Source organism: Tabrizicola sp., from assembly GCF_041919135.1.
Classification (GTDB): domain Bacteria; phylum Pseudomonadota; class Alphaproteobacteria; order Rhodobacterales; family Rhodobacteraceae; genus Tabrizicola.
On the sequence record NZ_JAYRUJ010000020.1, the window covers coordinates 40,480 to 62,498 of the forward strand.

Below are 22,019 nucleotides of genomic sequence, written 5' to 3' on the forward strand. Positions count from 1 at the left end.
CCGATGCATTGCAGAATACGTCTGTCCTCTGCGAAGTTCTTGGGGATTTCTGGTTTGATTCGCTGAGAATAGCGAAGGAATTTGCTTGAAAATGGAAAACAGGCGAATAATTCTCCCCAGGTCGGCGAATCCCGCAGCAGAGCCTTGCGCCCTCACGCGCAATCACGCATCGGCACGTCCTTGCAAACCCGTCTCGCCGGGGGTGCAAGCCGCCCGGGCCGCCGCTATATATCCGGCATGAACCGTCGCTTCGCCCTTCTGGCCCCGCTCGCCTTCCTCCTGCCGCTGCCCGCAGCGGCCGAGAAGATTCCGCTTGGCACCATCTCGGACTATCTGAACGGCCTGACGACGGTCGAGGCCGACTTCACCCAGGTCAACTCCGACGGCTCGATCTCGACCGGCAAGATCTACATCCGCCGCCCTGGCCGCGTGCGCTTTGAATATGCGCCGCCCGACCGCAGCCTGGTGATCGCCGGGGGCCAGCAGGTTGCGGTCTTCGACGCCAAGTCGAACCAGCCACCCGAGCAATATCCGCTGAAGCGCACGCCCCTGAACCTGATCCTGGCCGAGAACATCGACCTGTCCCGCGCCAAGATGGTCGTGGGCCATACCGAGGATGGCACCTCGACCCGCGTCCGCGCGCAGGATCCCGAGACCCCGGAATACGGCACGATCGAGCTGGTCTTCACCTCGAACCCGGTCGAGTTGCGGCAATGGATCATCACCGACGATCTCGGCCAGCAGACCACCGTGGTCCTGGGCGAGTTGAAGAAGGGCGGCAGCATGGGTGCGCGGCTTTTCGACATCTCGGCCGAGATGAAGCGGCGCGGGAACTAGGCCAAAGGCAAGCGAAACAGGCGCAAAGGCAGGCGTCCCGCACTGCGGACCTGCCCCGCGCCGCTCCGGGTCAGCGGCAATAGGCCAGCTGGCCGCGATACATCTCGGACCGCCGGCCCACGGCGGCGGCCACCTCGACCAGCCAGGGCTTGCCCAGGTGCGACTGGTTGGCATAGCCCTTCCGCCCCTCGTGATAGGCGAGGTACTGGGCCTCGGCATCGGCCTTTGAGATCCCCAGTGTCCGGCTGGATTCGTCCATGTACCAGCCCATGAAATCGGTCGCCGCGGCGATGTCGTCCCGCTTTGCCCGCCGCCCGCCGCCGCTGTGCTGGTATTCCTCCCAGGTCGCGTTCAGCGCCTGGCTATAGCCATAGGCCGTGCTCTGGCGCCCCATGGGGATCACCCCCAGCGCGAAGGTATGCGGGGTGCGCGCGTTGCCGATGAACTTCGATTCCTGATAGATCGTCGCCATCTGCACATGCACCGGAATGCCCCAGCGCCGCTCGGTCCGCTCCATCGCCCGCAGATACTGCGGCCGTTCGCGGATGATCGCGCATGCATCGTCCAGCTGCCTGGGCGCCGAATAATTGCCGCCGCCCCCGCATGACGCAAGGAACGCCACCAACAGCGACGCACGGAGAAACCTGCTCATCTGCCCCTCGTGCCCGTTCTTCTTTTGGCCGCAGGATACCGCAAGCCCGGGGGCGATGAAATGGGGAACTCCACGCCCTGCGATCATAAAACCGACAGCCGCGACTGTCGGTGCAGGCCCCACACACTGTTTCCACCGATTCGGCGCAGCTTGGTGGACAGGGCCGCCCCATCGGCGTAATTATCGCGCATGGGGATCGCACAGATGTTCACCGCCCACGCCAAGTATCACCTGGGCCAGGTGCTCCGTCATCGGAAGCACCCGTTTCGTGGCGTCGTCTTCGATGTGGATGCGATATTCTCGAACACCGAGGAATGGTACCACAACATCCCCGAGGACAGCCGTCCCGCCAAGGACCAGCCCTTCTACCATCTGCTCGCCGAGAATGGCCAAAGCTACTATGTCGCCTATGTCTCCGAACAGAACCTCATCCCGGACGAGACGGGAGAGCCAGTGGACCATCCCGATCTCGGCGATCTTTTCGGAGATTTCCAGGATGGGTGCTATCCGGTGACCTTCCAGCTCAACTGACGCTTAACGCTTTTCCCCTAGCCTGCAGGAAATGCAGCCAGGGGAACCAAGATGCAGCTGAAAACCCAGACAAGACCCAGGGTCCTGACCGTCTCGGTGATGGAGGACCGGATCGACGCCGCCACCGCCATCCAGTTCAAGGAACGGATGCGCGAGGTCACCGGGACCGGAGACCAGCGCGTGGTGCTCGACCTGGCCCGTGTCCGCTTCCTGGATTCCAGCGGTCTCGGCGCCATCGTCGCGGTGAAGAAGATGCTCGGCCCCGACCGCCCGCTGGAGCTTTCGGGGCTGACCGCCACCGTCGAAAAGGTCTTTCGCCTGACGCGGATGGATTCGATCTTCACCATCCACTCCTCGGTCGAGGTTGCCGTTTCGCATGCCCCCGGCACCTGACCCCTTCGCCCAGGCCGACACCCACGACCTGGTGATCCGGGCCGAGCCTGCTTCGGTCCGGGCCGCGCTCCGGTGCGTCACCGCCTCGCCGCCGGTCGTCGACCTTGCCCCCGATCTGCGCTCCACGGTCGAACTCGTGCTGGCCGAGGTGCTGAACAACGTCGCCGAACATGCCTATGCCGATCTGGAGGGCCATGTCGCGGTCACAGTCGCGCTGCATCCCGGGGCGCTCTGGTGCGAGGTGGTGGATGAGGGGGCATCCATGCCCGGTGGCTTCCTGCCCGAAGGCAGGTTGCCGCAGACCGACCTTCCCGGGACCGACCTGCCCGAGGGCGGCTTCGGCTGGCACCTGATCCGCAGCATGACCCGCGATCTGCAATACCGGCGGCGGCGGGGCACGAATCGGCTGAACTTCCTCATTCCCCTGGTCGAGGATGCCTGACCTCTCGACTTGTCGCGAAGCGTCCCGGATTTGCCGCAGTCCATTCGCCTTTCCGCCGCGGCTTCCGGCGATGGTCCGGCCGTGGCCTTATTGGCCGCGCTGGCACCCGGATCATCTGCCCCCATCATCTCCGGGTGCCAGCCGTCCTTGCACTCCCGACCGTCCCGGCCCTAGGGTTGGCGCGAACCATCGGGGGACCAGATGCGCGACCTTCACCTTCCCGGCCGCTCGGCCGTCTATGCCCGGAACGGCATGGCGGCGACCTCGCACCCGATCGCGGCGCAGGTTGCGGTCGAGGTGCTGAAAGCCGGCGGCAACGCGGCCGATGCCGCCATCGCCGGCGCCATGATCCTCAACATCGCCGAGCCGCAGATGACCGGGATCGGCGGCGACTCTTTCATCCTCTTGAAACCCCCGGGATCCGAGGAGATCGTCGCCCTGAACGGCTCCGGCCGCGCGCCAAGGGGTCTGAACGCCGCCGAGCTGCGTGCCCGTGGCCTGACCGCCATGCCGATCCGGGCCATCGAATCGGTCACCCTCCCCGGCGCGGTGGATGCCTTCTGCCGCCTGAACGCCGATTACGGGCTGAAATCGCTGGACGAAATCCTTACCCCCGCCATCCACTATGCCGAGGAAGGCATTCCCGTCGCCCCCCGCGTCGCCTTCGACTGGGTCGACGACCTGCCCTGCCTGAAGGGGGCCGCCCGCGACTTCTACAGCTTCGGCGGCAAGGCCCCGGCCGTGGGCCAGATCTTCCGCGCCCCCGGCCAGGCCGAGGTCCTGCGCCGCATCGCGCGCGAAGGCCGCGCCGGATTCTATCAGGGCGAAGTGGCCGAGGACATGATCACCTCGCTGCAGGCCCTGGGCGGCACCCACACGCTGGACGACCTCGCCGCCACCGCCTGCGACTACACCACCCCGGTCGCCGGCCCCTACCAGGGGGTCGAGCTGGTCGAGCATCCGCCGAACGGCCAGGGCGCGACGGCGATCCTTCTGCTCAACATCCTCCGCCATTTCGACATCGCGTCGATGGATCCCTTCGGCAGCCAGCGCGCCCATATCGAGGCCGAGGCGACGAAACTCGCCTATGACGCCCGCAACCGCTTCATCGCCGATCCCGACCACACCAGCCGCCTCGCGCATATGCTGGAGCCCGGAACCGCCGCGAAGCTGGCCGCGCTGATCGACCCGAAGCAGGCGATGCCGCAAGCCGCCCCCCTGGCCGAGGCCGTGCATCGCGACACGATCTACATCACCGTCGTCGACCGCGACCGGATGGCGGTCTCGCTGATCTATTCGATCTTCTGGGGCTTCGGCGCGGGCCTCGCCTCCTCCAGGTTCGGCATCAACTTCCAGAACCGCGGCGCGGGCTTCACCCTGGCCGAAGGCCACCCGAACGAGGCCGGCGGCGGCAAGCGCCCGATGCACACCATCATCCCCGGCATGATCCGCCAGAACGGCCGCGTCACCATGCCCTTCGGCGTGATGGGCGGCGCCTACCAGCCCTGCGGCCACGCCCGCTTTGTCTCGAACCTCACCGATTTCGGCATGGACCCGCAGGAGGCGATCGACGCGCCCCGTTCTTTCTCAAGCGCCGAGGGAATGGAGGTCGAGCGCGGCTATTCCGACCAGGTCCGCGCCGAGCTTGCCGCCATGGGCCACAAGGTCGTGATCCCCGAGGTGCCGCTGGGCGGCGGCCAGGCAATCGGCATCGACGGCGACCTCTTGGTCGGCGCCTCGGATCCCAGAAAGGATGGCTGCGCCCTTGGCTACTGAACCCGACCGCCCCGCGATCACCCAGGCGATCCGCGCCCTCACCCATGGCGAGACGGATACCGTCGCGCTGATGGCCACCATGGCCTGCGAGATCCACCACGCCCACCCGTTCTGCGACTGGACCGGATTCTACCGCGTCACCGCGCCCGGGCTTCTGAAGATCGGGCCCTACCAGGGCGGCCATGGCTGCCTTGTCATCCCGTTTTCAAGGGGCGTCTGCGGGGCCGCCGCCCGCACCGGCCAGGTCCAGAACGTGCCCGACGTCGACGCCTTTCCCGGCCATATCGCCTGTTCCTCCTCGACGAAATCCGAACTCGTCCTCCCGGTCTGGAACGGGAGGGGAGACCTCCTCGGCGTCCTCGACCTCGACAGCAACGCCCCTGCCGCCTTCACCAGGGCCGACGAGGATTGGCTCATCCCCCTCCTCGCCGAGGTCTTCCGCGACGCGACCTGAACAATTCGACTAAAATTGTGCTTCCTCCTGGCATAAATACTCGACGGGGGGCTGGGGGTGTGAAACCCCCAGCCGCCAGCCACGGAGCATGACGGCAGGACGACAGATGACCACCATCACCCTCCTTGACGGCGGCATGGGCCAGGAACTGGTCGCCCGCGCCGGCGCCGACCCCGGTCCGCTCTGGGCCACGCGGGTGATGCTCGACCACCCCGGCCTGGTCCGGGCCATTCACGAGGACTATTTCGCCGCCGGGGCCAGCCTCGCCACCACCAACACCTACAACATCCTGCATGACCGGCTGCTTCCCCAGGGCCTTGATCACCTCTACCACGCCCTGCACCTCCGCGCCCTGGCCGAGGCGCATGAGGCCCGCGCCGCCGCCGGGCGCGGGCTGATCGCGGGCTCCATGGGGCCGCTGGGCGAGAGCTACCGCCCCGACCTGACCCCGCCGGTCGAGGTTTCCGCCGCGCTCTACGCCGAGAAGGCCCGCCTTCTCGCCCCGCATGTCGACCTGCTCCTGATCGAGACCATCTCCTCGCTCGACCTCGCCCGGGGCGCCCTGAAGGGTGCGCGGACCACCGACCGGCCCGTGTGGCTGAGCGTCTCGGTGCAGGACCGCGATGGCACGCGCCTGCGCTCCGGCGAACCCGTGGCCGCGCTGGCCGATGTCCTGTCCGAAACCCCCGCCGATGCCGTCCTCGCCAACTGCTCGATGCCCGAGGCGATGTCTGCCGCCCTGGTCGAACTCAAGCGGCTCGGCCTCCCTTTCGGGGCCTATGCGAACGGCTTTTCCGAGATCACGCCTCACAGCCACGGCACCTCCGCCCCCGCCTATGGTGCCCGCCACGACCTGACGCCCGACCGCTACGCCGACTTCGCGCTCGGCTGGGTCGCGCAGGGCGCCACCCTGATCGGCGGCTGCTGCGAGGTCGGCCCGGCCCATATCCGCCATCTCCATGCCCGCCTCACGGCCGAAGGTCACGTCATTGCATAAGCCCTCGCTGATCCCCGACTTCGCCTATGACCCGCCCGACACCCCGCTCGCCATCCTGCACGAGGATGCGGCCATCCTGGTCCTGGACAAGCCGGCCGGCCTTCTCACCGTGCCCGGCAAGCTGGAGAACCGGCAGGATTGCCTGATCGCCCGCCTGCAGGCCGCGCGCTGGGACGCGCTTCTGGTGCATCGGCTGGATTGCGACACCTCGGGCGTGATCATCTTCGCCCGCACCAAGCAGGCGCAGGGCTTCCTCGGGCAGGAGTTCGAGCAGCGCCGGGCGCAGAAGACCTATGTCGCGCGGCTGAAGGGCCGAATCGCGGGCGAGAGCGGCACCGTCGACCTGCCGCTTGGCAGCGACTGGGACTATCGCCCGCGCCAGAAGGTCGACCATGCGCATGGCCGCCCGGCGCAGACCGACTGGCAGGTCATCGGGCGCGGCCCGGACGAGACCCGCGTCCGCCTCACGCCGCATACCGGGCGCAGCCACCAGCTCCGCGTCCACATGCTGGCGCTCGGGCATCCGATCCTCGGCGACCAGATCTATGCGCCCGAGACCAGGGCCGCCCATCCCCGCCTGATGCTGCATGCCGAGACGCTGTCCCTGCACCACCCGACCGCCGGCGAGCGGGTCAGCTTCACCGCGCCCGTGCCCTTCTGACCCCGGCGCAGGATGGGTGATTCACCCACCCTGCCGCCGCACGGTCAGAGCGCGAGTCCCAGCTTCCGCCCCTCATGGAAGGCATAGGCCGCCAGCCGGGGCGCCGTGCAATCGCCGATCCGGTGCATCACTTTCCCGGCAATCGCCTCGGGCAGCGGATCGAAAGCCCGGTTCGTCGTCGCCATCACCAGACCCGAGGCCGGGATCACCTCCTCCGCGCCGGTCAGGAACGACCGCACCGTCACCCCGTTGCCGTGCCAGCGCACCAAACGGTGTTCGGGCAGCATCCGTGCGCCCAGGGCCCCCAGCCGCCGCCGCACCACGCCATCGGCGGCGGTCCGCGCCAGTTCCTTGCCCACATAGGGCTCCGGCGTCACGATGGTCACCTTCTTCCCGGCCTCGGCCAGCGCCCAGGCCGTGCCAACCCCGCGCCAGTTCGACCCCTCGTCATAGACCACCACCGCATCGCCCAGCCGCGCCTCGCGCCGCAGCACCGCCTCGGGCGACCACACGCCCCCCGCCTCGATCCCCGGCAGCGACGTCTCTCCGGGCACCCAGCGTTGAAACCCCGTCTCGTCGGGCAACGACCCCGTCGCCACGATCACAACCTCCGCCGGGTGTTCCGCAACCTCCGCCTCGTCGAGGAAGGTGTTCAGCCGCAGCCGCACGCCCAGTTTGTCGAACTGCCGCTCGTACCAGTCCATCAGCTCCAGGATCTGCCCGCGTCGCGGCTGCATCCCCGCCAGCCGGAACTGCCCGCCCACCACCGGCGCAGCCTCCACGATCTCCACCCGGTGCCCGCGCTCGGCCGCGACCCGCGCCGCCTCCAGCCCCGCCGGGCCCGCGCCCACCACCAGCACATCCTTCGCCACGGCCGCAGGCGAAAACCGATCCCCGCCCCATTCGAACTCCCGCCCGGCACTCGGGTTGATCAGGCAGGAAATCCAGTAGTCCCGCGACCGCCGCCCCCAGCACATCTGGTTGCAGGAAATGCAGCCCCGCACGTCCTCCGCTCGCCCCTCCGCCACCTTCCGCGCCAGATGCGGATCGGCGATCTGCCCCCGGACGATCGACACCAGATCGGCAAGGCCCGAGGCGATGATCGCCTCGCCATTCTCCGGCGTCCTGACCCCGGCCTCCGAGGTGACGACCGCATGTTTCAGCACGCCCTTCAGCTGCTGCGTCAGCGGCGTCGTCAGCTTTTCGCCATGGGTGAAGGGCGGGATGATCGCCTCGAACTCGAGGTAAGACCCGGCCCCGACCGTCACGTAATCCACATGCCCCGTCCGGTCATGCAACTCCAGGATCTCGCACAGGGCCTCGGCCCCCAGGGTCACCTCGTAGGCCGTGGAATAGCTGACCGCCAAACCGACGATGAACTCCTCGCCACAAGCCCGCCGCACCCGCTCGATCAGCTCGCGCGAAAACCGCGTGCGCCCCTCCAGCGACCCGCCCCACTGGTCGGTGCGCTGGTTCGACCAGGGCGTCCAGAACTGGTCCACCAGCGAGTGATAGGCCCCCCAGACCTCCACCCCCTGAAACCCCGCCGCCTTGGCCCTGACCGCCGCCGCGACATGGGCTTCCAGCAGTTCCTCGACCTCCGCCCCCGTCATCGCATGCGAGCCGTCGCTGTCATGGTAGGACGGCCCGCCCGAGGGCGACCAGTGCGGCGCGAAGCTCAGGTCGGAATCGCCATGCGCACCGATGTGGTAAAGCTGCTGGATGATCACCGCGCCCGCGTCCTTCACCTCGTCGGTGATGGTGCGATAGGCCGGGATCACCCGGTCGTCGGAATGCAGGATATTGCCCCGCGTCAGCACCCCGGTCCGATGCACCGGCACCGGCTCGGCCACCACCATCGCCGCGCCGCCCAGCGCGCGTTCCAGCAGATACTTGCCGAAACGCGGGCCGGGCATGCCCTGGTCGGACATGTTGTTGGTATGCGCGCCAAAGACGATGCGGTTCCGCAGCGTCTGGTCGCGCAGTTTCAGGGGGGACATCAGTCGAGGGTGCTGGGTCATGGGGGCCTCCATTCGCCCCCATGTCAGCGAATCTCGACACTTGTGTCAAGTTTTTCGAAACGGTGCGGCAAGGCTCAATTTTCTTCGAAGAAAATTGCAAAACTCTTCGAAGAGTTTTGGCCCCTGACGAACCGTTGCGCGCTACTCCGCCGCCACGTCCCAGCCGGAAATCGCCTTGACCTCCAGGAACTCCTCGATCCCCCAGGCCCCGCCCTCGCGCGCCCGACCGCTGGCCTTGACCCCGCCGAACGGAGCCCCGGCCCCCCGCGACTTGCCGTTCATCTCCACCATCCCGGCCCGCAACTGCCGCGCCAGCCGGTTCCGCCGCGCGCCATCCTGCGACTGGACATAGTTGGTCAGCCCGTAAGGCGTGTCGTTGGCGATCCGCACCGCCTCGGCCTCGGTCTCGAAGGGGATCATGCACAAGACCGGCCCGAAGATCTCCTCGCGCTCGATGGTCATTCCCGGCACCACGTCGGCAAAGACCGTCGGGCGGACGTAGAAGCCCTTGTTCATTCCCTCCGGCAGGCCAAGCCCGCCCGCCACCAGCCGCGCACCCTCGTCGATGCCCTTCTGGATGTAACCCTGGATCTGGTCCCACTGCCGCTTGTTCACCACCGGCCCGATCTGCTTTCCCGGCTCGCTGGCGGGGGCGACCTTGATGCTGCTGGCCACTTCGGCCGCGATCTCCACCGCCCGGTCGTAATAGCTCCGCTCCACCAGCATCCGCGACGGCGCGTTGCAGGACTGGCCCGAGTTGTTCATCAGATGCCGCACCCCACGCTCCACCGCGCGGTCGTCGGCGTCGGCGAAGACCAGGTTCGCCCCCTTGCCGCCCAGCTCCAGCGTCACCCGCTTCAGCGTCTGCGCCGCCGCCACCGAGATCGCCCTCCCGGCCCGGGTGCTGCCGGTAAAGCTGATCATCTCGACGTCCGGGTGGCTGGACAGCCGTGTCCCCACCCCCGCGCCATCGCCGTTCACCAGGTTGAACACGCCGGCGGGCACGCCCGCGTCATGGCAGAATTCGGCGAACAGCATCGAGGACAGCGGCGCCTCCTCGGACGGTTTCAGCACACAGGTGCAACCCGCCAGCAGCGCCGGGATCACCTTCAGCGTCACCTGGTTCATCGGCCAGTTCCAGGGCGTGATCAGCCCGACCACCCCGATCGGCTCCAGCGCGATCATCGTGTCCGGCGCATGCGGACCGAGCGGCCTGATCCATTCGACATGATCGAAGGCGCGCAGGAAGTTCTTCAGATGCCACGGCAGGCACTCCGCCTGATCGTCCCGCGCCATGTCGATCGGCGCGCCCATCTCCAGGCTGATCGCCTTCGCCATCTCTTCCTTGCGCAGCTGGTACTGTTCCAGGATCCCCTCCACCACCCGGCGCCGCTCGGCCGGGGGCGTCGCGGACCAGCCGGGCAGCGCGGCCTTGGCGGCGGCGACGGCGGCGTCGGTGTCCGCCTCGCCGCCCAGCGAGATCACCGCGCAGACCTCCTCGGTCGAGGGGTCGATGACCGGGCAGTCGCGCGCGACCTCTGGGGCGACCCAGGCGCCGTTGATATAGAACTCACGCTTGGTGATCATGATCCGGTCCTTTCAGGAATTTGATCATATTCTGACAGGCCGGCCCTGCCGGGGCAAGGGCCTGCCCCGTTGTCAGGCCGAAAACGGCCGCACCATCGTGGTCGCGGCCGAGAACCCGAACAGATAGCCCAAAAGCCCCAGCCGCTGCGAGCGGGTGGCGACAAAGCCGTGCCTTTCGTACAGCGCCCTGGCGCGCCAGTTGGTGTCGATCACATCCAGCCGCACCGCCGGATAGCCGCGCTCCTGCGCCTCGTTGCACAGCGCGGCGAGAAGCATCGAGCCGACCCCCTTGCTGCGCTGCGCCCGGGTGACGCTGATCCCGTCGATCAGGAAGCAGTCGTTGTCCACCTCGCGCCCCAGCGCCCACAGCAGCCCGCCGCGCCAGCGCCCGCCGAACCGGCCATAGATGCCGGTCAGGTCGTCCCAGCTGCCCCCGGCAAAGCTGCCTCCCGGAATCTTGTAGCCGGCGATGCCGATCAGCCGTCCGTCGCCGTCCAGCGCGGCGAAGCACAGGTCGGTGCGGATCACCCGCTCGAAATAGGCCAGCGCCAGCGGCTCCGGCCCCATGACCCGGCCCAGCTTGCCGCCGAAAGCCTCCCAATACAGCAGCGCCGCTTCCCGGCGCAGACCCTCGTGCAGGCCGTGATAGATCGTCACGCCCATCCCGAGGCCTCGGCCAGAAGGGGGACGTGCCCGGCCCCAAGGATCCAGCCCTCCTCCTCCGCCCCCTCCGGCGCGTCGAACAGGGGCGCCAGCCGACCCTCCCGCGCCAGAAGATGCAGCGCCCGCGACAAGAGCCGGACTTGCGCCTGATCGGCCGGCAGCCCCTCGGCATTGGCCAGGATCGCCACCGGCCCCGCCAGCAGCGAGGGATAGACCTCGGCCAGCACCACCGGGGCCTCCGGCGCGTCGAAGGGCCAGACCGAGACATCGGGCCGCTGCGACAGCCGGTGGATCATCGGCAGGCCCAGCAGGCTTTGCGACCCGACCGAGCCGGGATTGAACAGCATCCAGGGGCTTTTCGCCCCCCGGACCGCCACCTCGGCCGCGCGGATCTCGGCCAGGCCGAGCGCCGCATAATCGATGCCGTGGCGGCGGAAGGGCAGGCCGGGCCAGCTTTGCCCGCTTGGATGGCTCCAGAACGGGCCGGGACCCTCGGGGAAGGCCGCGTTGATGCGGGCGGCCACGGCAAAGCGGTTGTTGCGGTTCTCGGGCGTGTCGGTGATCTCGCGCGCCAGCCACTCCCAGACCGCGCGCACATCGCCGCCGGTCAGACGGGCCGCAAAGCCGGCGGGATAACCCATGGCGAAGTCGAAGCCGACCAGCAACCGCAACCCGTCGGCGCGGGCGGTGTCGATCAGCGTCACCAGCTGCGCCTCGGCCCCCGCGCGGGTGCGATGGTGCCACTCGGCCCCGCCCTCGGCGTCATGGCAGCCGATCCAGACGGCATTGGCCCGGTTCGTCGCGCTGGTGGGCAGGTTCGCCGCCGACCAGTCGACCACGATCACCCGGTCAAACAAGCCCGACCTCGCGCAGGATGAAATCGGCGACGGCGCGCGTATCGTTCAGGTCCAGCACCGGCACCGGCACCGCGATGGCCGCATCCGTCGCCACCGCCCGCACCAGCGGATCCTGCGGCTGGATCAGCGCCTGCCCGGTCTCCGCGCGCCAGACCTCGACCTTGCGATGGGCGTCGCGCTTGTAGCCCTCGACCAGCACCAGATCGACCGGGGCCAGCCGCGCCAGCACTGCGGGCAGTTCCGGCTCCGGCCCGCGATGCTCCACCATCAGCGCGAAACGGTCGGCCGAGGCCAGCACCACCTCGCGCGCCCCGGCGGCGCGATGGCGGAAGCTGTCCTTGCCCGGCTGGTCCAGATCCACCGAATGATGCACATGCTTGACGGTCGAGACGCTGAAGCCGCGCCTGGTGATCTCGGCCACCAGCCGCTCCATCAGGCTGGTCTTGCCCGAGTTCTTCCAGCCGATCACGCCGTAGACCCTCATTCCGCGCCTTTCAGCATCGCCTCGGCCCGGGCCAGGTCCTCGGGCCTGTTCAGGTTCAGGAAGGCGCGCGCGTCGGGGAAGGTGGCCCGCGTCGCCTGATGCGCGGCGGCAAAGCGCGTCACCTTTGCCTCGCCAGCCTCAAGGAATGCGGACAGCGCCGGGGCCAGCGCGACCGGCCAGAGGGCGGTTGCGGGATGGTCCCCGGTCGGATCGGCGGCATGGGCCAGCCCGCCCGAGGATCCCTCGGCCGCCAGCATGAGTTGCGGCACCAGATCGCCCGGCAGGAAGGGCGTATCGACAGGCGTCGAGACCAGATGCGAAGCACCCATCTCTCCGGCCCGGAGCAAAGCGGCAAGGATGCCGGACAGCGGCCCCTGCGGCCGGGCATCCGGCAGAACGGGGCAGTCCAGCCCCGCGAACCGCGCCGGATCGCCATTGGCCGAGATCAGCACCCGCTCCACCTGCGGCTCCAGCCGGTCAAGGACATGGGCGATCAGCGGCCGCCCGGCCAGGGGCAGGAACGCCTTGTCCGCGCCTCCCATGCGGCGACCTTCTCCTCCGGCGAGGATGACCCCGAATATGCGCAAATCCCAATTCCCGGTTGTCGACGGGCCAAGCCTAGCCGGTCAGGCGGCAGGCGCAAGCGGCGGGGCAGAGGTCAAAATCCTTACTCAAGGATTTTGGCCCCACCTCAACCCTCCAGCGGGTCGCCGTTGGCCTGGACCAGCAGGACGCCGTGGTTGCTGTCGTCGTCGTCGTCGGTGATCTTCCGCGTCGTCACGCCCGGCAGTTCGCCGAAGGCATCGGCAAGCTTCCTCGGATACCAGGTCGACGGCATGCTCTGGAACCCGGGCACCCCGCGCAGCACCGAAGAGGTCGCCTGCGTGCACATCGCCTTCGGCACCGCGCCATATTCCTCGACCCGCCGCAGCACGAGTTCCGCCACCTCGGGCGAGACCTGCACCTTCTGCTCGATCACGTCATAGGTCTTGCGGGCATGGTAATCGATGTAGAAGGCCAGCGCCTTGTCGGTCATCCCGAAATGCACGTCGTTGCGTTCCGGCAGCTTCGGGTGGTGCCAGGTTCCCGCCGGATCGAAGATCACCCGCTCCGAGCCGTTGACCAGGATCGCCGAATGCGCGCCCGAGCCCGAGTTCTTGTTCACCACCGTGTAAAGCGTGATCGACGTCGGCTCGTCCGAGGTGAAGCGGGCGGCCTGCACCTGCTCCTCGGGTGCCCAGACCGATTGCGCGCCGCAGGCGGTCAGGCCCGAAACGGCGGCAAGGCAAAGAAGAAGGCGCAGCATCGGGTCGCGGGTCAGGCGTTGGCCAGCGCGAGGAAGACCAGCACCGCGATCGAGAGTCCGGCGGCCCAGACCGACAGGCGGATGAAGCCCTCGAAGGTCTTTTCCTGCGCGCGAATGTCCATCGTTCCGTGCTTGTGCTCGTTGTGGTCGGCCATTTTACCGCTTCCTTGTTTGATCCCTTGTTGCCCCTTAGCCTATTCGCCGCCGCCTGTCACGGGTCGGCATCACGCCGAGGCATCGCCGGAATCGCCCCCTGTCCAGCCCGAGTTCAACTGGAACCCGATGCGGCGCGGGGCCTCCTCCTCGCCCTGCTTCGGCACCGCCCGCAGGGTCACCGACAGCTGGCTGACATGCTGGATCAACTGGGTCTTGGTGCCCGAATCGTCGCGGCCGTAGAAGCTGATGATGTCGGGATCGAAGAAGCCGATCCCCTCGATCCGCAGGATTCCGGCCTCGTCCCCCGCGAAGCCCATCGCGATCTCCTGCTCGGCGTCCAGCTCGCGCTCGAAGTCGCGGATATACATCACCAGCCGGTCATGCGCCCATTCCGCCGGGCTTTTCTGCCGCGCGGCCTTCTTTGCGGCAGGCTTCGCCGCCGGTTTCCCGGCGGGTTTCGCCGGAGCCTTCGGTGCCTTGGTCATCGCCGTTCCCATTCCCATGCCCCTGCCGGGTTCAGGGAACGCAAAACCTCGCCCCGCCGCAAGAGGCAGTTGAGATGCGCGATGGTCTCGACCAGCGCCAGCCCGTGCTGCGCGGGTCCGATCTCGCGCCGGAAAAGCGGCGCAAAGCACTCGGCCGCCGTGCGCGGGATGCGCAGGTGCTCCAGCAAGCGGTCCAGCGCCTGGTCGTGGTTTTCCACCATCTGCACCAGGCGGAAGGGCAGGCCGGTGAAGGGCAGCTTGTGGCCCGGCAGGACCAGCTGCTCCTCGCGCGCATGGGCCGCCAGCGCGCGGCAACTGTCCAGCCAGTCGGTCAGCGGGTCGGCCTCGGGCTCGGTCGGGTAGACCCCGATGTTGGCCGAGATCCCCGGCAGCAGCTGGTCGCCGCCCAGCACGATCCCGTCGTCGGACCACAGCGTCAGATGCTCGGGCGCATGGCCATGGCCGATCCGCACCAGCCAGTCGCGCCCCGCAGCCCTCAGCCGCCCACCCTCGGCCAGCCGGGTGAACCCCAGCGGCATCGGCTCCACGATGTCGGCAAAGTTGAACGGCCGCTCCTCGGCCCGCTGCGCCAGTTCCGCCGCGCTCAACCCGGCGCGGCGGTAAAAGGTCAGCGCCTCGGGCGAGGGCCGCTCCTGCACGTCCAGCACCAGCATCCGCGCGTAAAGCCAGGCGGTGCGCGTGGTCAGAAGCTCTGCCCCCCGCGACTGGAACCAGCCGACCAGCCCGACATGGTCGGGATGGTGGTGGGTCAGGATCACCCGGACCACCGGCTTGCCCCGCAGCGGGCCGGCAAGCAGCCGCTCCCAGATCGCCTTCGACCGTTTCGACGAAAGACCCGTATCCACGATGGTCCAGCCGTCGCCCTCGTCCAGCGCGAAGATGTTCACATGATCCAGCGCCATCGGCAGCGGCAGCCGCAGCCAGAGGATCCCCTCGGCCACCTCGATCGCCTGGCCCTCGGCCGGGGCGGTCTCGAACGGATGCCTGACGCCTTCGCTCATCCGGCCAGGTCCGCGGGCCGCACCGCATACAGCCCTTCGGCCCCCTCGCGCACCTGCGCCAGCAGCGCGGCATGCTCCGGCAATATCCGGCGGATCATCACCCGCGCCAGCGCCAGCCGGTCGGGATCGGCCAGCGCCGCCTTCAGATGCGCATCGCCGCCCAGCACCCTGGCGAAGGCGCGCAGATAGGGTGCCGCGCCCGCGAAACGGTCATTGAGCGGCTGGGCGACCAGCGCCTCGGTCGCCTCGCGCAGCCCCTCCGACGCCTGCCAGACCTCGCCCGCCAGGTCGGGAAAGCGCGCCCGCGCCGCCTCGGCCCCGCGCTGGACCTCGTCGATCAGGCGAAAGGCCGCCTCGCCCCCGTCCTGCATCTTGCGCCCCACCAGATCCATCGCCTGAATTCCGTTCGTCCCTTCGTAGATCGCGGTGATCCGCACGTCGCGGGCGAACTGCGCCGCGCCGGTCTCCTCGATATAGCCCATGCCGCCCTGGACCTGCATCCCCAGATGCGCCACCTCGCAGCCGATGTCGGTGCCATGCGCCTTGGCAATCGGCGTCAGAAGCGCCGCCCGCGCCTGCCAGTCCGCGCTGTCCGTGGCCTTGGCCATGTCGATCGCCACCGCGCAGGACAAGGCGATCGAGCGCGCGGCAAAGACCTCGGCCCGCATCGCCGCCAGCATCCGGCGCACGTCGGCATGCTCCAGGATCGGCCCCTCCGCCGACAGGGGCGTCGCGCCCTGGTGCCGTTCCATCGCATGGGCCAGCGCCTGCTGCAGCGCCGCCTCGGCCACGCCCACGCCCTGCATGCCGACCGAAAGCCGGGCGTTGTTCATCATCGTGAACATCGCCGCCATGCCCCTGTTCGCCTCGCCCACCAGCCAGCCTTTTGCCCCTTCGTACTGCATCACGCAGGTCGGGCTGCCGTGGATGCCCAGCTTGTGCTCCAGGCTGACGACGCGCAGGCTGTTGCGCGCGCCGGGGCGACCCTCGGCATCGGGGATGAACTTCGGCACCATGAAGAGGCTGATCCCCTTCGTCCCCTCTGGCGCGCCGGGCAGGCGGGCAAGGACCATATGGCAGACATTCGCCACCAGATCGCTGTCGCCCCAGGTGATGAAGATCTTCTGCCCGCTGATCGCATGGCTCCCGTCGCCCAGGGGTTCCGCCTTCGTCCGCAGCGCCCCCACGTCCGACCCGGCCTGCGGCTCGGTCAGGTTCATCGTTCCCGACCACTCGCCCGAGGTGAGCTTCGGCAGATACAGCGCCTTCATCGCCTCGCTCGCGTGATGCTCCAGCGCCTCGATCTGGCCCTTGGACAGCAGCGGCTTCAACTGCAAGGCCAGGCAGGCCCCCGACAGCATGTCGTCCACCGCCAGCGCCAGGCTGATCGGCAGGCCCATGCCGCCATGCTCCGGCCGCGCCGCGATGCCGACCCAGCCGCCCTCCGCCAGCGCCCGATACCCCTCGGCAAAACCGGGAGAGGAGACCACCGCCCCGTTCTCCAGCCGCGCCGGGGTCAGGTCGCCCGCCCGGTTCAGCGGCGCGATCACATCCGTCGCGATCCGTCCCGCCTCGGCCAGGATGGCATCGGCCAGTTCCGGCGTCGCCTCGGCGAACCGCGGCGTGGCCGCGACCTTGGCGAAACCCGCCACATGCTGCAGGATGAAGCGCAGGTCCCTGACCGGGGCGCGATAGGGCATGGCGACGTCCTCCGACGGCTTGGCAAGGCGCGGGGCCTGCCGTAAGCACGACCCCGGACCGAGGCTACTGCTTTCCCCCCGACCTGCAACCCGGACGCTGCGTCAGAGATGACCGAGACCCTTGCCCCCGATGATGCCGGCATCGCCCGCGCCGCCCGCCTGCTGGCGCAAGGGGAACTCGTCGCCTTCCCGACCGAGACGGTCTACGGCCTTGGCGGCGATGCGCGCTCCGACCGGGCGGTGGCGGGGATCTATGCGGCCAAGGGGAGGCCCACCTTCAACCCGCTGATCGTCCACCTGCCCGACCTTGCCGCGGCCGAGGCGCTGGCGATGGTCGGCCCCAACGCCCGCGCGCTGGCGCAGGCCTTCTGGCCCGGCCCCCTGACCCTCGTCCTGCCGCTGCGCGACGGCGCGGGCCTCTCTCCCCTGGTCACGGCGGGCCTGCCGACCGTCGCCATCCGCATCCCCGCCCATCCGCTTGCCCGGCGTCTTTTGCAGGCTTTCGGCGGCCCGGTTGCCGCGCCCTCGGCCAATCCTTCCGGCCGCGTCTCGCCCACCCGGGCCGCGCATGTGCTGGACGGGCTGGCCGGCCGCATCGCCGCCGTGCTGGATGGCGGGCCCTGCGCCGTGGGTCTTGAATCCACCATCGTCGCCGCCGATCCCTTGCCCACGCTCCTGCGCCCCGGTGGCGTCCCGGTCGAGGCGATGGAAGCCCTCCTCGGCCAGCCCTTCGCCACCGGCGGCGACGCGCATGCACCCAGCGCGCCGGGCCAGCTCGCCTCGCATTACGCGCCCCGGGCCGGGGTCCGCCTGAACGCAACCGCCGCCGAACCGGGCGAGGTCCTGGTCGGATTCGGCCCGGTCAAGGGCGCGCTCACCCTGTCCGACAGCGCCGATCTGACCGAAGCCGCCGCCCGCCTCTTCGACCTGCTGCGTCAGGCCGACCGGCTGGCCGGTCCCCATGGCCGCATCGCCTTTGCCCCCGTGCCCGAGAGCGGCCTCGGCCTTGCGATCAACGACCGCCTCCGCCGCGCTGCCGCTCCGCGCCCCTGACCGGCAAAAATTCCCGGTTCGGAACCCCGAGAAGTTGTGCAATAGTCGGGGCAGGCCATGCCGACCGCAAGGCCAAGATAGCCCGCCGATCAAGACGGGCAAATGAGGGATCCAAGGATGTTCAACGAATTCAAAGCCTTTATTGCCCGCGGCAGCGTACTTGACCTGGCTGTGGGTGTTGTCATCGGCGCGGCATTCACGGCGATCGTCACCTCGCTGGTCGATGATCTGATCAACCCGTTCATCGGCCTGATCGTGGGCGGGGTGGATTTCAGCGGCCTCAGCTTCGGGCTGGGCGACGCCCAGTTCATGTATGGCAACTTCATCACCGCGGTGATCAAGTTCCTGATCGTGGCCTGGGTCATCTTCCTGATCGTGAAGGGCGTGAACCGGCTGATGCCGAAAAAGCCCGAGGCCCCGCCCGCCCCGGCTGGCCCGACCGACAACGACCTGCTCAAGGACATCCTGGCCGAGTTGAAGAAGAAATAGGCGACAGGCCCGCGGCGCATCCGCCGCGGGCCTTTTCCTTACGCCGCGACCGGAAGGCGCGACCGCAGGTTCCAGTACCAGAACCGATAGGCCCACAGCGCCAGAAGCGGCCCGAAGTGGATCAGCGCCGGCGGCCAGCCGCCCCAGTCCTTCATCGCGGCCCAGTGCAGCAGCACCAGCACCGCCGCCGGCCAGGCCATGCGTTGCATCGTCTTCCAGCCGGTGCCTAGCCAGCGTTGCGCGGCATTGTTCGAGGTCACCGCCAGCGGGACGAAGATCAGGAAGGCCAGCCAGCCGGTCCAGATCCTGGTCTGCGGCAATTGCTCTAGGATCCGGTCCAGCGTGCCCCGGTCGATCACATAGACCACGACATGCAGCGCGGCATAGAGGAAGGCCGCCACCCCGAGGTCGCGCCGATGGCGCATCAGCCAGCGCGGCCACTGGTGGGTGCGGAACACCAGCATCAGGCCCGAGGCCATCATCCCGATGATCATGAAGCGCGCCGCGAACTCGCCGGTCGGGTGCAGCAGGCGATGGAACGCCTTCGGATCGTCGCCGAACAGCGGGCCGATCATGCCCAGCGCGGGCAGCGCAAGCACGGCCCAGAGGGCCAGGGTCGAGGGTTTGTAGCCGAATAATGTCATGGGGCACCTGTTGTCAGATGCCCCATATACGCCGCAGCGCAGCACTTCCGTCGTCAGAGCGCCAGCGCCTCCGCCCCGGTGATCGACGGCAGCCCCAGCGCCGTGCCGACCGCCGCATAGGTCAGCTTCCCGGCATGGACGTTCAGCCCGGCCAGCAGATGCGGGTCATCGGCGCAGGCCCGCTTCCAGCCCTTGTCGGCCAGGGCCAGCAGGAAGGGCAGGGTGGCATTGCCCAAAGCCTGGGTCGAGGTCCGCGCCACCGCGCCCGGCATGTTCGCCACGCAGTAATGCATCACCCCGTCCACCTCGTAGATCGGGTCCTGGTGGGTGGTGGCCCGGCTGGTCTCGAAGCAGCCGCCCTGGTCGATCGCCACGTCGACCAGCACCGCGCCGGGCTTCATCTCCTTCAGCTGCGCCCGGCTGACCAGCTTCGGCGCCGCCGCACCCGGGATCAGCACCGCGCCGATCACCATGTCGGCGGTCCGCACCAGCTCGGCCAAGGCGCCCGCGCTGGAATACTGCGTCACCAGCTTGCCGTGGAAGATGTCGTCCAGATAGGAAAGGCGGGGAACCGAGCGATCCAGCACCGTCACCCGCGCCCCCATCCCGACCGCGACCCGCGCCGCAGCCGTGCCGACCACGCCGCCGCCGACGATGACCACATTCGCCGGTGCCACCCCCGGCACCCCGCCCAAGAGGACGCCGCGCCCGCCATTGGCCTTCTGCAGGGTCCAGGCCCCGACCTGCGGCGCCAGCCGCCCCGCCACCTCGGACATCGGCGCCAGGAGCGGCAGCCCGCCCCGGGCATCCGTCACCGTCTCATAGGCGATGCAGGTCGCGCCGCTGGCCAGAAGGTCCCGCGTCTGCTCCGGGTCCGGCGCCAGGTGCAGATAGGTGAACAGAACCTGTCCCGCCCGCAGCCGCTTGCGCTCGGCGGGCTGCGGCTCCTTGACCTTCACGATCATCTCGGCCCCGGCGAACACCTCCTCGGCCGTGGCCACCACCTCTGCCCCCGCCGCCGCGTAATCCGCATCGGCAAAGCCCGCGCCCAGACCCGCGCCGGACTCGATCAGCACCTGGTGGCCATGCGCCACCGCCTCGCGCGTCGCGTCCGGGGTCATCCCGACCCGGAATTCCTGCGGCTTCACTTCCCTTGGACATCCGATCTTCATCTGATCCTCCCCGAGGGCATCCTGCCCCCCTGTGACGCTCACTCTGATCCTGTTTTGCGGGCGATGCTTTGAAATCCGGATGACTTGTGGCCGCCGCCCGGATAGATTCCGGCGCAGAACCGCCCGGATGCCGAAGGATATTGCAGCAGGATGGACCTCGACGCCACGGACCGCCGCATCCTGACGGTGCTGCAAAAGGACGGCCGCATCACCAATGCCGAACTGTCCGAGCAGGTGAACCTCTCCCCCTCCGCCTGCCACCGCCGTGTGCAGCGGCTGGAGGAAGATGGCTACATCGCCGGCTACGTCGCCCTTCTCGACGCCCGCCGCATGGGCCGGATGACCACGGTCTTCGTGGAGATCACCCTGCAAAGCCAGGCCGAGGACCTTCTCGACGCCTTCGAGCGCGAGGTCGCCCGCGTCCCCGACCTTCTGGAATGCCACCTGATGGCCGGGACCGCCGACTACCTCTTGAAGATCATGGCCGCCGATACCGAGGATTTCGCCCGCATCCACCGCCAGTTCCTCTCGCGCCTGCCCGGCGTGCGGCAGATGCAGTCCTCCTTCGCGCTGCGCACGGTGGTCAAGACCACGGCGCTGGCCGTCTGATCCGCATGACCGGCGCATCCGGGCCTTGTCGGCTGAAATCCATCGGAGACGACATCGCATGACCCTTTCACGGCGGCTGACGGCCGAGTTCCTGGGTTCGGCCCTGCTGACGGCCGCCGTCTTCGGCAGTACGGCCATGGGCGCTGGCCTGACCGGGGATGCGGCGCTTGGGCTTGTGGCCACCTCCCTCGTCACCGGGGCGGTTCTGGGCGTGCTGATCGCGATCCTCGGGCCGGTCTCCGGGGCGCATCTGAATCCGGCGGTGACGCTGGCCTTCTGGCTGCGCCGCGAGGTCACGGCGGCCGACGCTTGGTTCTATGTCCTGATCCAGGTCGCCGGAGCCGTGGCGGGCGCGGCGCTGGCCCATGCGATGTTCGACCTGCCGCTGCTGCAGGCTTCCACCATCCCGCGCGAGGCACCCTCGCTCTGGCTGTCGGAACTGGTCGCGACCTTCGGCCTGATCCTGACCATCCTTGGCGCCCTCGCGGCCCGTGGCCCGGTTCCGGCCCTGGTCGGGGCCTATGTCGCGGCAGCCTTCTGGTTCACCGCCTCCACCGGCTTTTCCAACCCCGCCGTGACCCTCGCCCGTAGCCTGACCCCGACCGGGGCGGGCCTGCGCCCCGAAGACCTGGCCCCCTATCTCGTCGCCCAGGTCGCCGGCGCGCTCATGGCCGCGCTGCTGGGCCGCTGGCTGTTCGCAAACGAAAAACCCCCGGCCTGACGGACGGGGGTTGATCGATCGGGAATCGCTTCCCCAGTGTCGCTGGACGTCTTAGAGACCGCCTTCGCGCTGAAGCTTCTTCCGGGCAAGTTTCCTTGCACGGCGGACCGCTTCGGCCTGTTCGCGTGCCTTCTTGACGGAGGGCTTCTCGAAATGCTGCTTGAGCTTCATTTCCCGAAACACCCCTTCACGCTGAAGTTTCTTCTTCAGAGCACGGAGAGCCTGTTCGACGTTGTTGTCGCGGACGCTGACCTGCATGTGGTTGTCACCACCTTCCTAAGCTAGAGTTGCACTGACTTGTGCAGGC

Annotated in this window: 27 protein-coding genes; 12 read left to right on the forward strand and 15 right to left on the reverse strand. The window is 68.6% G+C overall.

The features are described from left to right. The first annotated feature begins 237 nt into the window (after window positions 1-237). The gene (locus ACE3UA_RS14195; RefSeq protein WP_374646206.1) at window positions 238-837 is read left to right on the forward strand and encodes an outer membrane lipoprotein carrier protein LolA; all 600 of its coding nucleotides are present in this window, start codon (window positions 238-240) and stop codon (window positions 835-837) included. A 70-nt stretch (window positions 838-907) separates the two neighbouring features. On the opposite strand, the gene ACE3UA_RS14200 is transcribed toward ACE3UA_RS14195, so the two are convergent. Further along, window positions 908-1,489 carry a lytic transglycosylase gene (locus ACE3UA_RS14200; RefSeq protein ID WP_374646208.1) on the reverse strand — a complete coding sequence of 194 codons (582 nt, stop codon included), beginning with the start codon at window positions 1,487-1,489 and terminating at the stop codon, window positions 908-910. A gap of 204 nt (window positions 1,490-1,693) precedes the next feature. On the opposite strand from ACE3UA_RS14200, the gene hspQ reads away from it, so the two are divergent. From hspQ to ACE3UA_RS14235, 7 genes are all read left to right on the forward strand, one after another. Next, on the forward strand, window positions 1,694-2,020 hold the full coding sequence (hspQ, locus tag ACE3UA_RS14205) for a heat shock protein HspQ (protein WP_374646210.1): 327 nt from the start codon (window positions 1,694-1,696) through the stop codon (window positions 2,018-2,020). A 51-nt stretch (window positions 2,021-2,071) separates the two neighbouring features. After that, window positions 2,072-2,413, forward strand: a complete 342-nt coding sequence (locus tag ACE3UA_RS14210; protein WP_374646212.1) for an STAS domain-containing protein — start codon at window positions 2,072-2,074, stop codon at window positions 2,411-2,413. After that, window positions 2,397-2,855 carry an ATP-binding protein gene (locus tag ACE3UA_RS14215; protein WP_374646214.1) on the forward strand — a complete coding sequence of 153 codons (459 nt, stop codon included), beginning with the start codon at window positions 2,397-2,399 and terminating at the stop codon, window positions 2,853-2,855. Before ACE3UA_RS14210 ends, ACE3UA_RS14215 begins: the two co-directional genes overlap by 17 nt. A 201-nt stretch (window positions 2,856-3,056) precedes the next feature. Continuing rightward, window positions 3,057-4,631, forward strand: a complete 1,575-nt coding sequence (locus ACE3UA_RS14220) for a gamma-glutamyltransferase family protein (RefSeq protein ID WP_374646216.1) — start codon at window positions 3,057-3,059, stop codon at window positions 4,629-4,631. A 70-nt stretch (window positions 4,632-4,701) separates the two neighbouring features. After that, window positions 4,702-5,085, forward strand: coding sequence for a GAF domain-containing protein (locus ACE3UA_RS14225; protein WP_374646259.1), 384 nt, complete (start codon window positions 4,702-4,704; stop codon window positions 5,083-5,085). Window positions 5,086-5,191: 106 nt separating this feature from the next. Continuing rightward, window positions 5,192-6,082: a homocysteine S-methyltransferase family protein gene (locus ACE3UA_RS14230; protein ID WP_374646218.1), complete on the forward strand. Its 891-nt coding sequence runs from the start codon at window positions 5,192-5,194 to the stop codon at window positions 6,080-6,082. Next, window positions 6,075-6,743 carry a pseudouridine synthase gene (locus ACE3UA_RS14235; RefSeq protein ID WP_374646220.1) on the forward strand — a complete coding sequence of 223 codons (669 nt, stop codon included), beginning with the start codon at window positions 6,075-6,077 and terminating at the stop codon, window positions 6,741-6,743. Before ACE3UA_RS14230 ends, ACE3UA_RS14235 begins: the two co-directional genes overlap by 8 nt. Before the next feature lie 44 nt (window positions 6,744-6,787). Here the strand turns inward: ACE3UA_RS14235 and ACE3UA_RS14240 are convergent, their stop codons facing one another. The 11 genes from ACE3UA_RS14240 to ACE3UA_RS14290 form a co-directional block, all read right to left on the reverse strand. After that, window positions 6,788-8,764 (reverse strand): FAD-dependent oxidoreductase, encoded by a 1,977-nt coding sequence (locus ACE3UA_RS14240; RefSeq protein WP_374646222.1) that lies wholly within the window; start codon window positions 8,762-8,764, stop codon window positions 6,788-6,790. A 141-nt stretch (window positions 8,765-8,905) separates the two neighbouring features. Next, window positions 8,906-10,351: an aldehyde dehydrogenase family protein gene (locus tag ACE3UA_RS14245; protein WP_374646224.1), complete on the reverse strand. Its 1,446-nt coding sequence runs from the start codon at window positions 10,349-10,351 to the stop codon at window positions 8,906-8,908. Window positions 10,352-10,423: 72 nt separating this feature from the next. Further along, window positions 10,424-11,014 carry a GNAT family N-acetyltransferase gene (locus ACE3UA_RS14250; RefSeq protein ID WP_374646226.1) on the reverse strand — a complete coding sequence of 197 codons (591 nt, stop codon included), beginning with the start codon at window positions 11,012-11,014 and terminating at the stop codon, window positions 10,424-10,426. Next, window positions 11,005-11,871, reverse strand: coding sequence for a molybdopterin guanine dinucleotide synthesis (locus ACE3UA_RS14255; protein ID WP_374646228.1), 867 nt, complete (start codon window positions 11,869-11,871; stop codon window positions 11,005-11,007). Before ACE3UA_RS14255 ends, ACE3UA_RS14250 begins: the two co-directional genes overlap by 10 nt. Further along, window positions 11,864-12,355 (reverse strand): molybdopterin-guanine dinucleotide biosynthesis protein B, encoded by a 492-nt coding sequence (mobB, locus tag ACE3UA_RS14260; RefSeq protein ID WP_374646230.1) that lies wholly within the window; start codon window positions 12,353-12,355, stop codon window positions 11,864-11,866. Before mobB ends, ACE3UA_RS14255 begins: the two co-directional genes overlap by 8 nt. Further along, on the reverse strand, window positions 12,352-12,942 hold the full coding sequence (gene mobA, locus ACE3UA_RS14265; RefSeq protein WP_374646232.1) for a molybdenum cofactor guanylyltransferase MobA: 591 nt from the start codon (window positions 12,940-12,942) through the stop codon (window positions 12,352-12,354). The genes mobB and mobA overlap by 4 nt, the downstream gene beginning before the upstream one ends. A 104-nt stretch (window positions 12,943-13,046) precedes the next feature. Next, on the reverse strand, window positions 13,047-13,661 hold the full coding sequence (locus ACE3UA_RS14270) for a hypothetical protein (protein WP_374646234.1): 615 nt from the start codon (window positions 13,659-13,661) through the stop codon (window positions 13,047-13,049). Between the two features lie 11 nt (window positions 13,662-13,672). Beyond that, the gene (locus ACE3UA_RS14275; RefSeq protein WP_197646967.1) at window positions 13,673-13,816 is read right to left on the reverse strand and encodes an aa3-type cytochrome c oxidase subunit IV; all 144 of its coding nucleotides are present in this window, start codon (window positions 13,814-13,816) and stop codon (window positions 13,673-13,675) included. Window positions 13,817-13,885: 69 nt separating this feature from the next. Further along, on the reverse strand, window positions 13,886-14,302 hold the full coding sequence (locus ACE3UA_RS14280) for a DUF6173 family protein (RefSeq protein WP_374646236.1): 417 nt from the start codon (window positions 14,300-14,302) through the stop codon (window positions 13,886-13,888). After that, on the reverse strand, window positions 14,299-15,324 hold the full coding sequence (locus tag ACE3UA_RS14285) for an MBL fold metallo-hydrolase (RefSeq protein ID WP_374646238.1): 1,026 nt from the start codon (window positions 15,322-15,324) through the stop codon (window positions 14,299-14,301). Before ACE3UA_RS14285 ends, ACE3UA_RS14280 begins: the two co-directional genes overlap by 4 nt. Continuing rightward, window positions 15,321-17,024, reverse strand: a complete 1,704-nt coding sequence (locus ACE3UA_RS14290) for an acyl-CoA dehydrogenase (RefSeq protein ID WP_374646240.1) — start codon at window positions 17,022-17,024, stop codon at window positions 15,321-15,323. The genes ACE3UA_RS14285 and ACE3UA_RS14290 overlap by 4 nt, the downstream gene beginning before the upstream one ends. A gap of 108 nt (window positions 17,025-17,132) precedes the next feature. Between ACE3UA_RS14290 and ACE3UA_RS14295 the strand changes: the two genes are divergently transcribed. Beyond that, window positions 17,133-18,077 carry an L-threonylcarbamoyladenylate synthase gene (locus tag ACE3UA_RS14295; RefSeq protein WP_374646242.1) on the forward strand — a complete coding sequence of 315 codons (945 nt, stop codon included), beginning with the start codon at window positions 17,133-17,135 and terminating at the stop codon, window positions 18,075-18,077. A 117-nt stretch (window positions 18,078-18,194) separates the two neighbouring features. Next, window positions 18,195-18,566, forward strand: coding sequence for a large conductance mechanosensitive channel protein MscL (gene mscL, locus ACE3UA_RS14300; RefSeq protein WP_374646244.1), 372 nt, complete (start codon window positions 18,195-18,197; stop codon window positions 18,564-18,566). Window positions 18,567-18,604: 38 nt separating this feature from the next. On the opposite strand, the gene ACE3UA_RS14305 is transcribed toward mscL, so the two are convergent. Continuing rightward, a complete protein-coding gene (locus ACE3UA_RS14305) occupies window positions 18,605-19,210 on the reverse strand; it encodes a sulfite oxidase heme-binding subunit YedZ (protein WP_374646246.1) in 606 nt (201 codons plus the stop codon). Between the two features lie 53 nt (window positions 19,211-19,263). Continuing rightward, on the reverse strand, window positions 19,264-20,382 hold the full coding sequence (gene ald, locus ACE3UA_RS14310; RefSeq protein ID WP_374646248.1) for an alanine dehydrogenase: 1,119 nt from the start codon (window positions 20,380-20,382) through the stop codon (window positions 19,264-19,266). Window positions 20,383-20,532: 150 nt separating this feature from the next. Between ald and ACE3UA_RS14315 the strand changes: the two genes are divergently transcribed. Both ACE3UA_RS14315 and ACE3UA_RS14320 read left to right on the forward strand, forming a co-directional pair. Beyond that, window positions 20,533-20,991, forward strand: coding sequence for an Lrp/AsnC family transcriptional regulator (locus ACE3UA_RS14315; RefSeq protein ID WP_374646250.1), 459 nt, complete (start codon window positions 20,533-20,535; stop codon window positions 20,989-20,991). A gap of 58 nt (window positions 20,992-21,049) precedes the next feature. Beyond that, entirely contained in the window at window positions 21,050-21,712 is a 663-nt protein-coding gene (locus ACE3UA_RS14320) for an aquaporin (protein ID WP_374646252.1), read from the forward strand. Between the two features lie 51 nt (window positions 21,713-21,763). On the opposite strand, the gene rpsU is transcribed toward ACE3UA_RS14320, so the two are convergent. Further along, on the reverse strand, window positions 21,764-21,970 hold the full coding sequence (gene rpsU, locus ACE3UA_RS14325) for a 30S ribosomal protein S21 (protein ID WP_008027119.1): 207 nt from the start codon (window positions 21,968-21,970) through the stop codon (window positions 21,764-21,766). Between the last annotated feature and the right edge of the window lie 49 nt (window positions 21,971-22,019).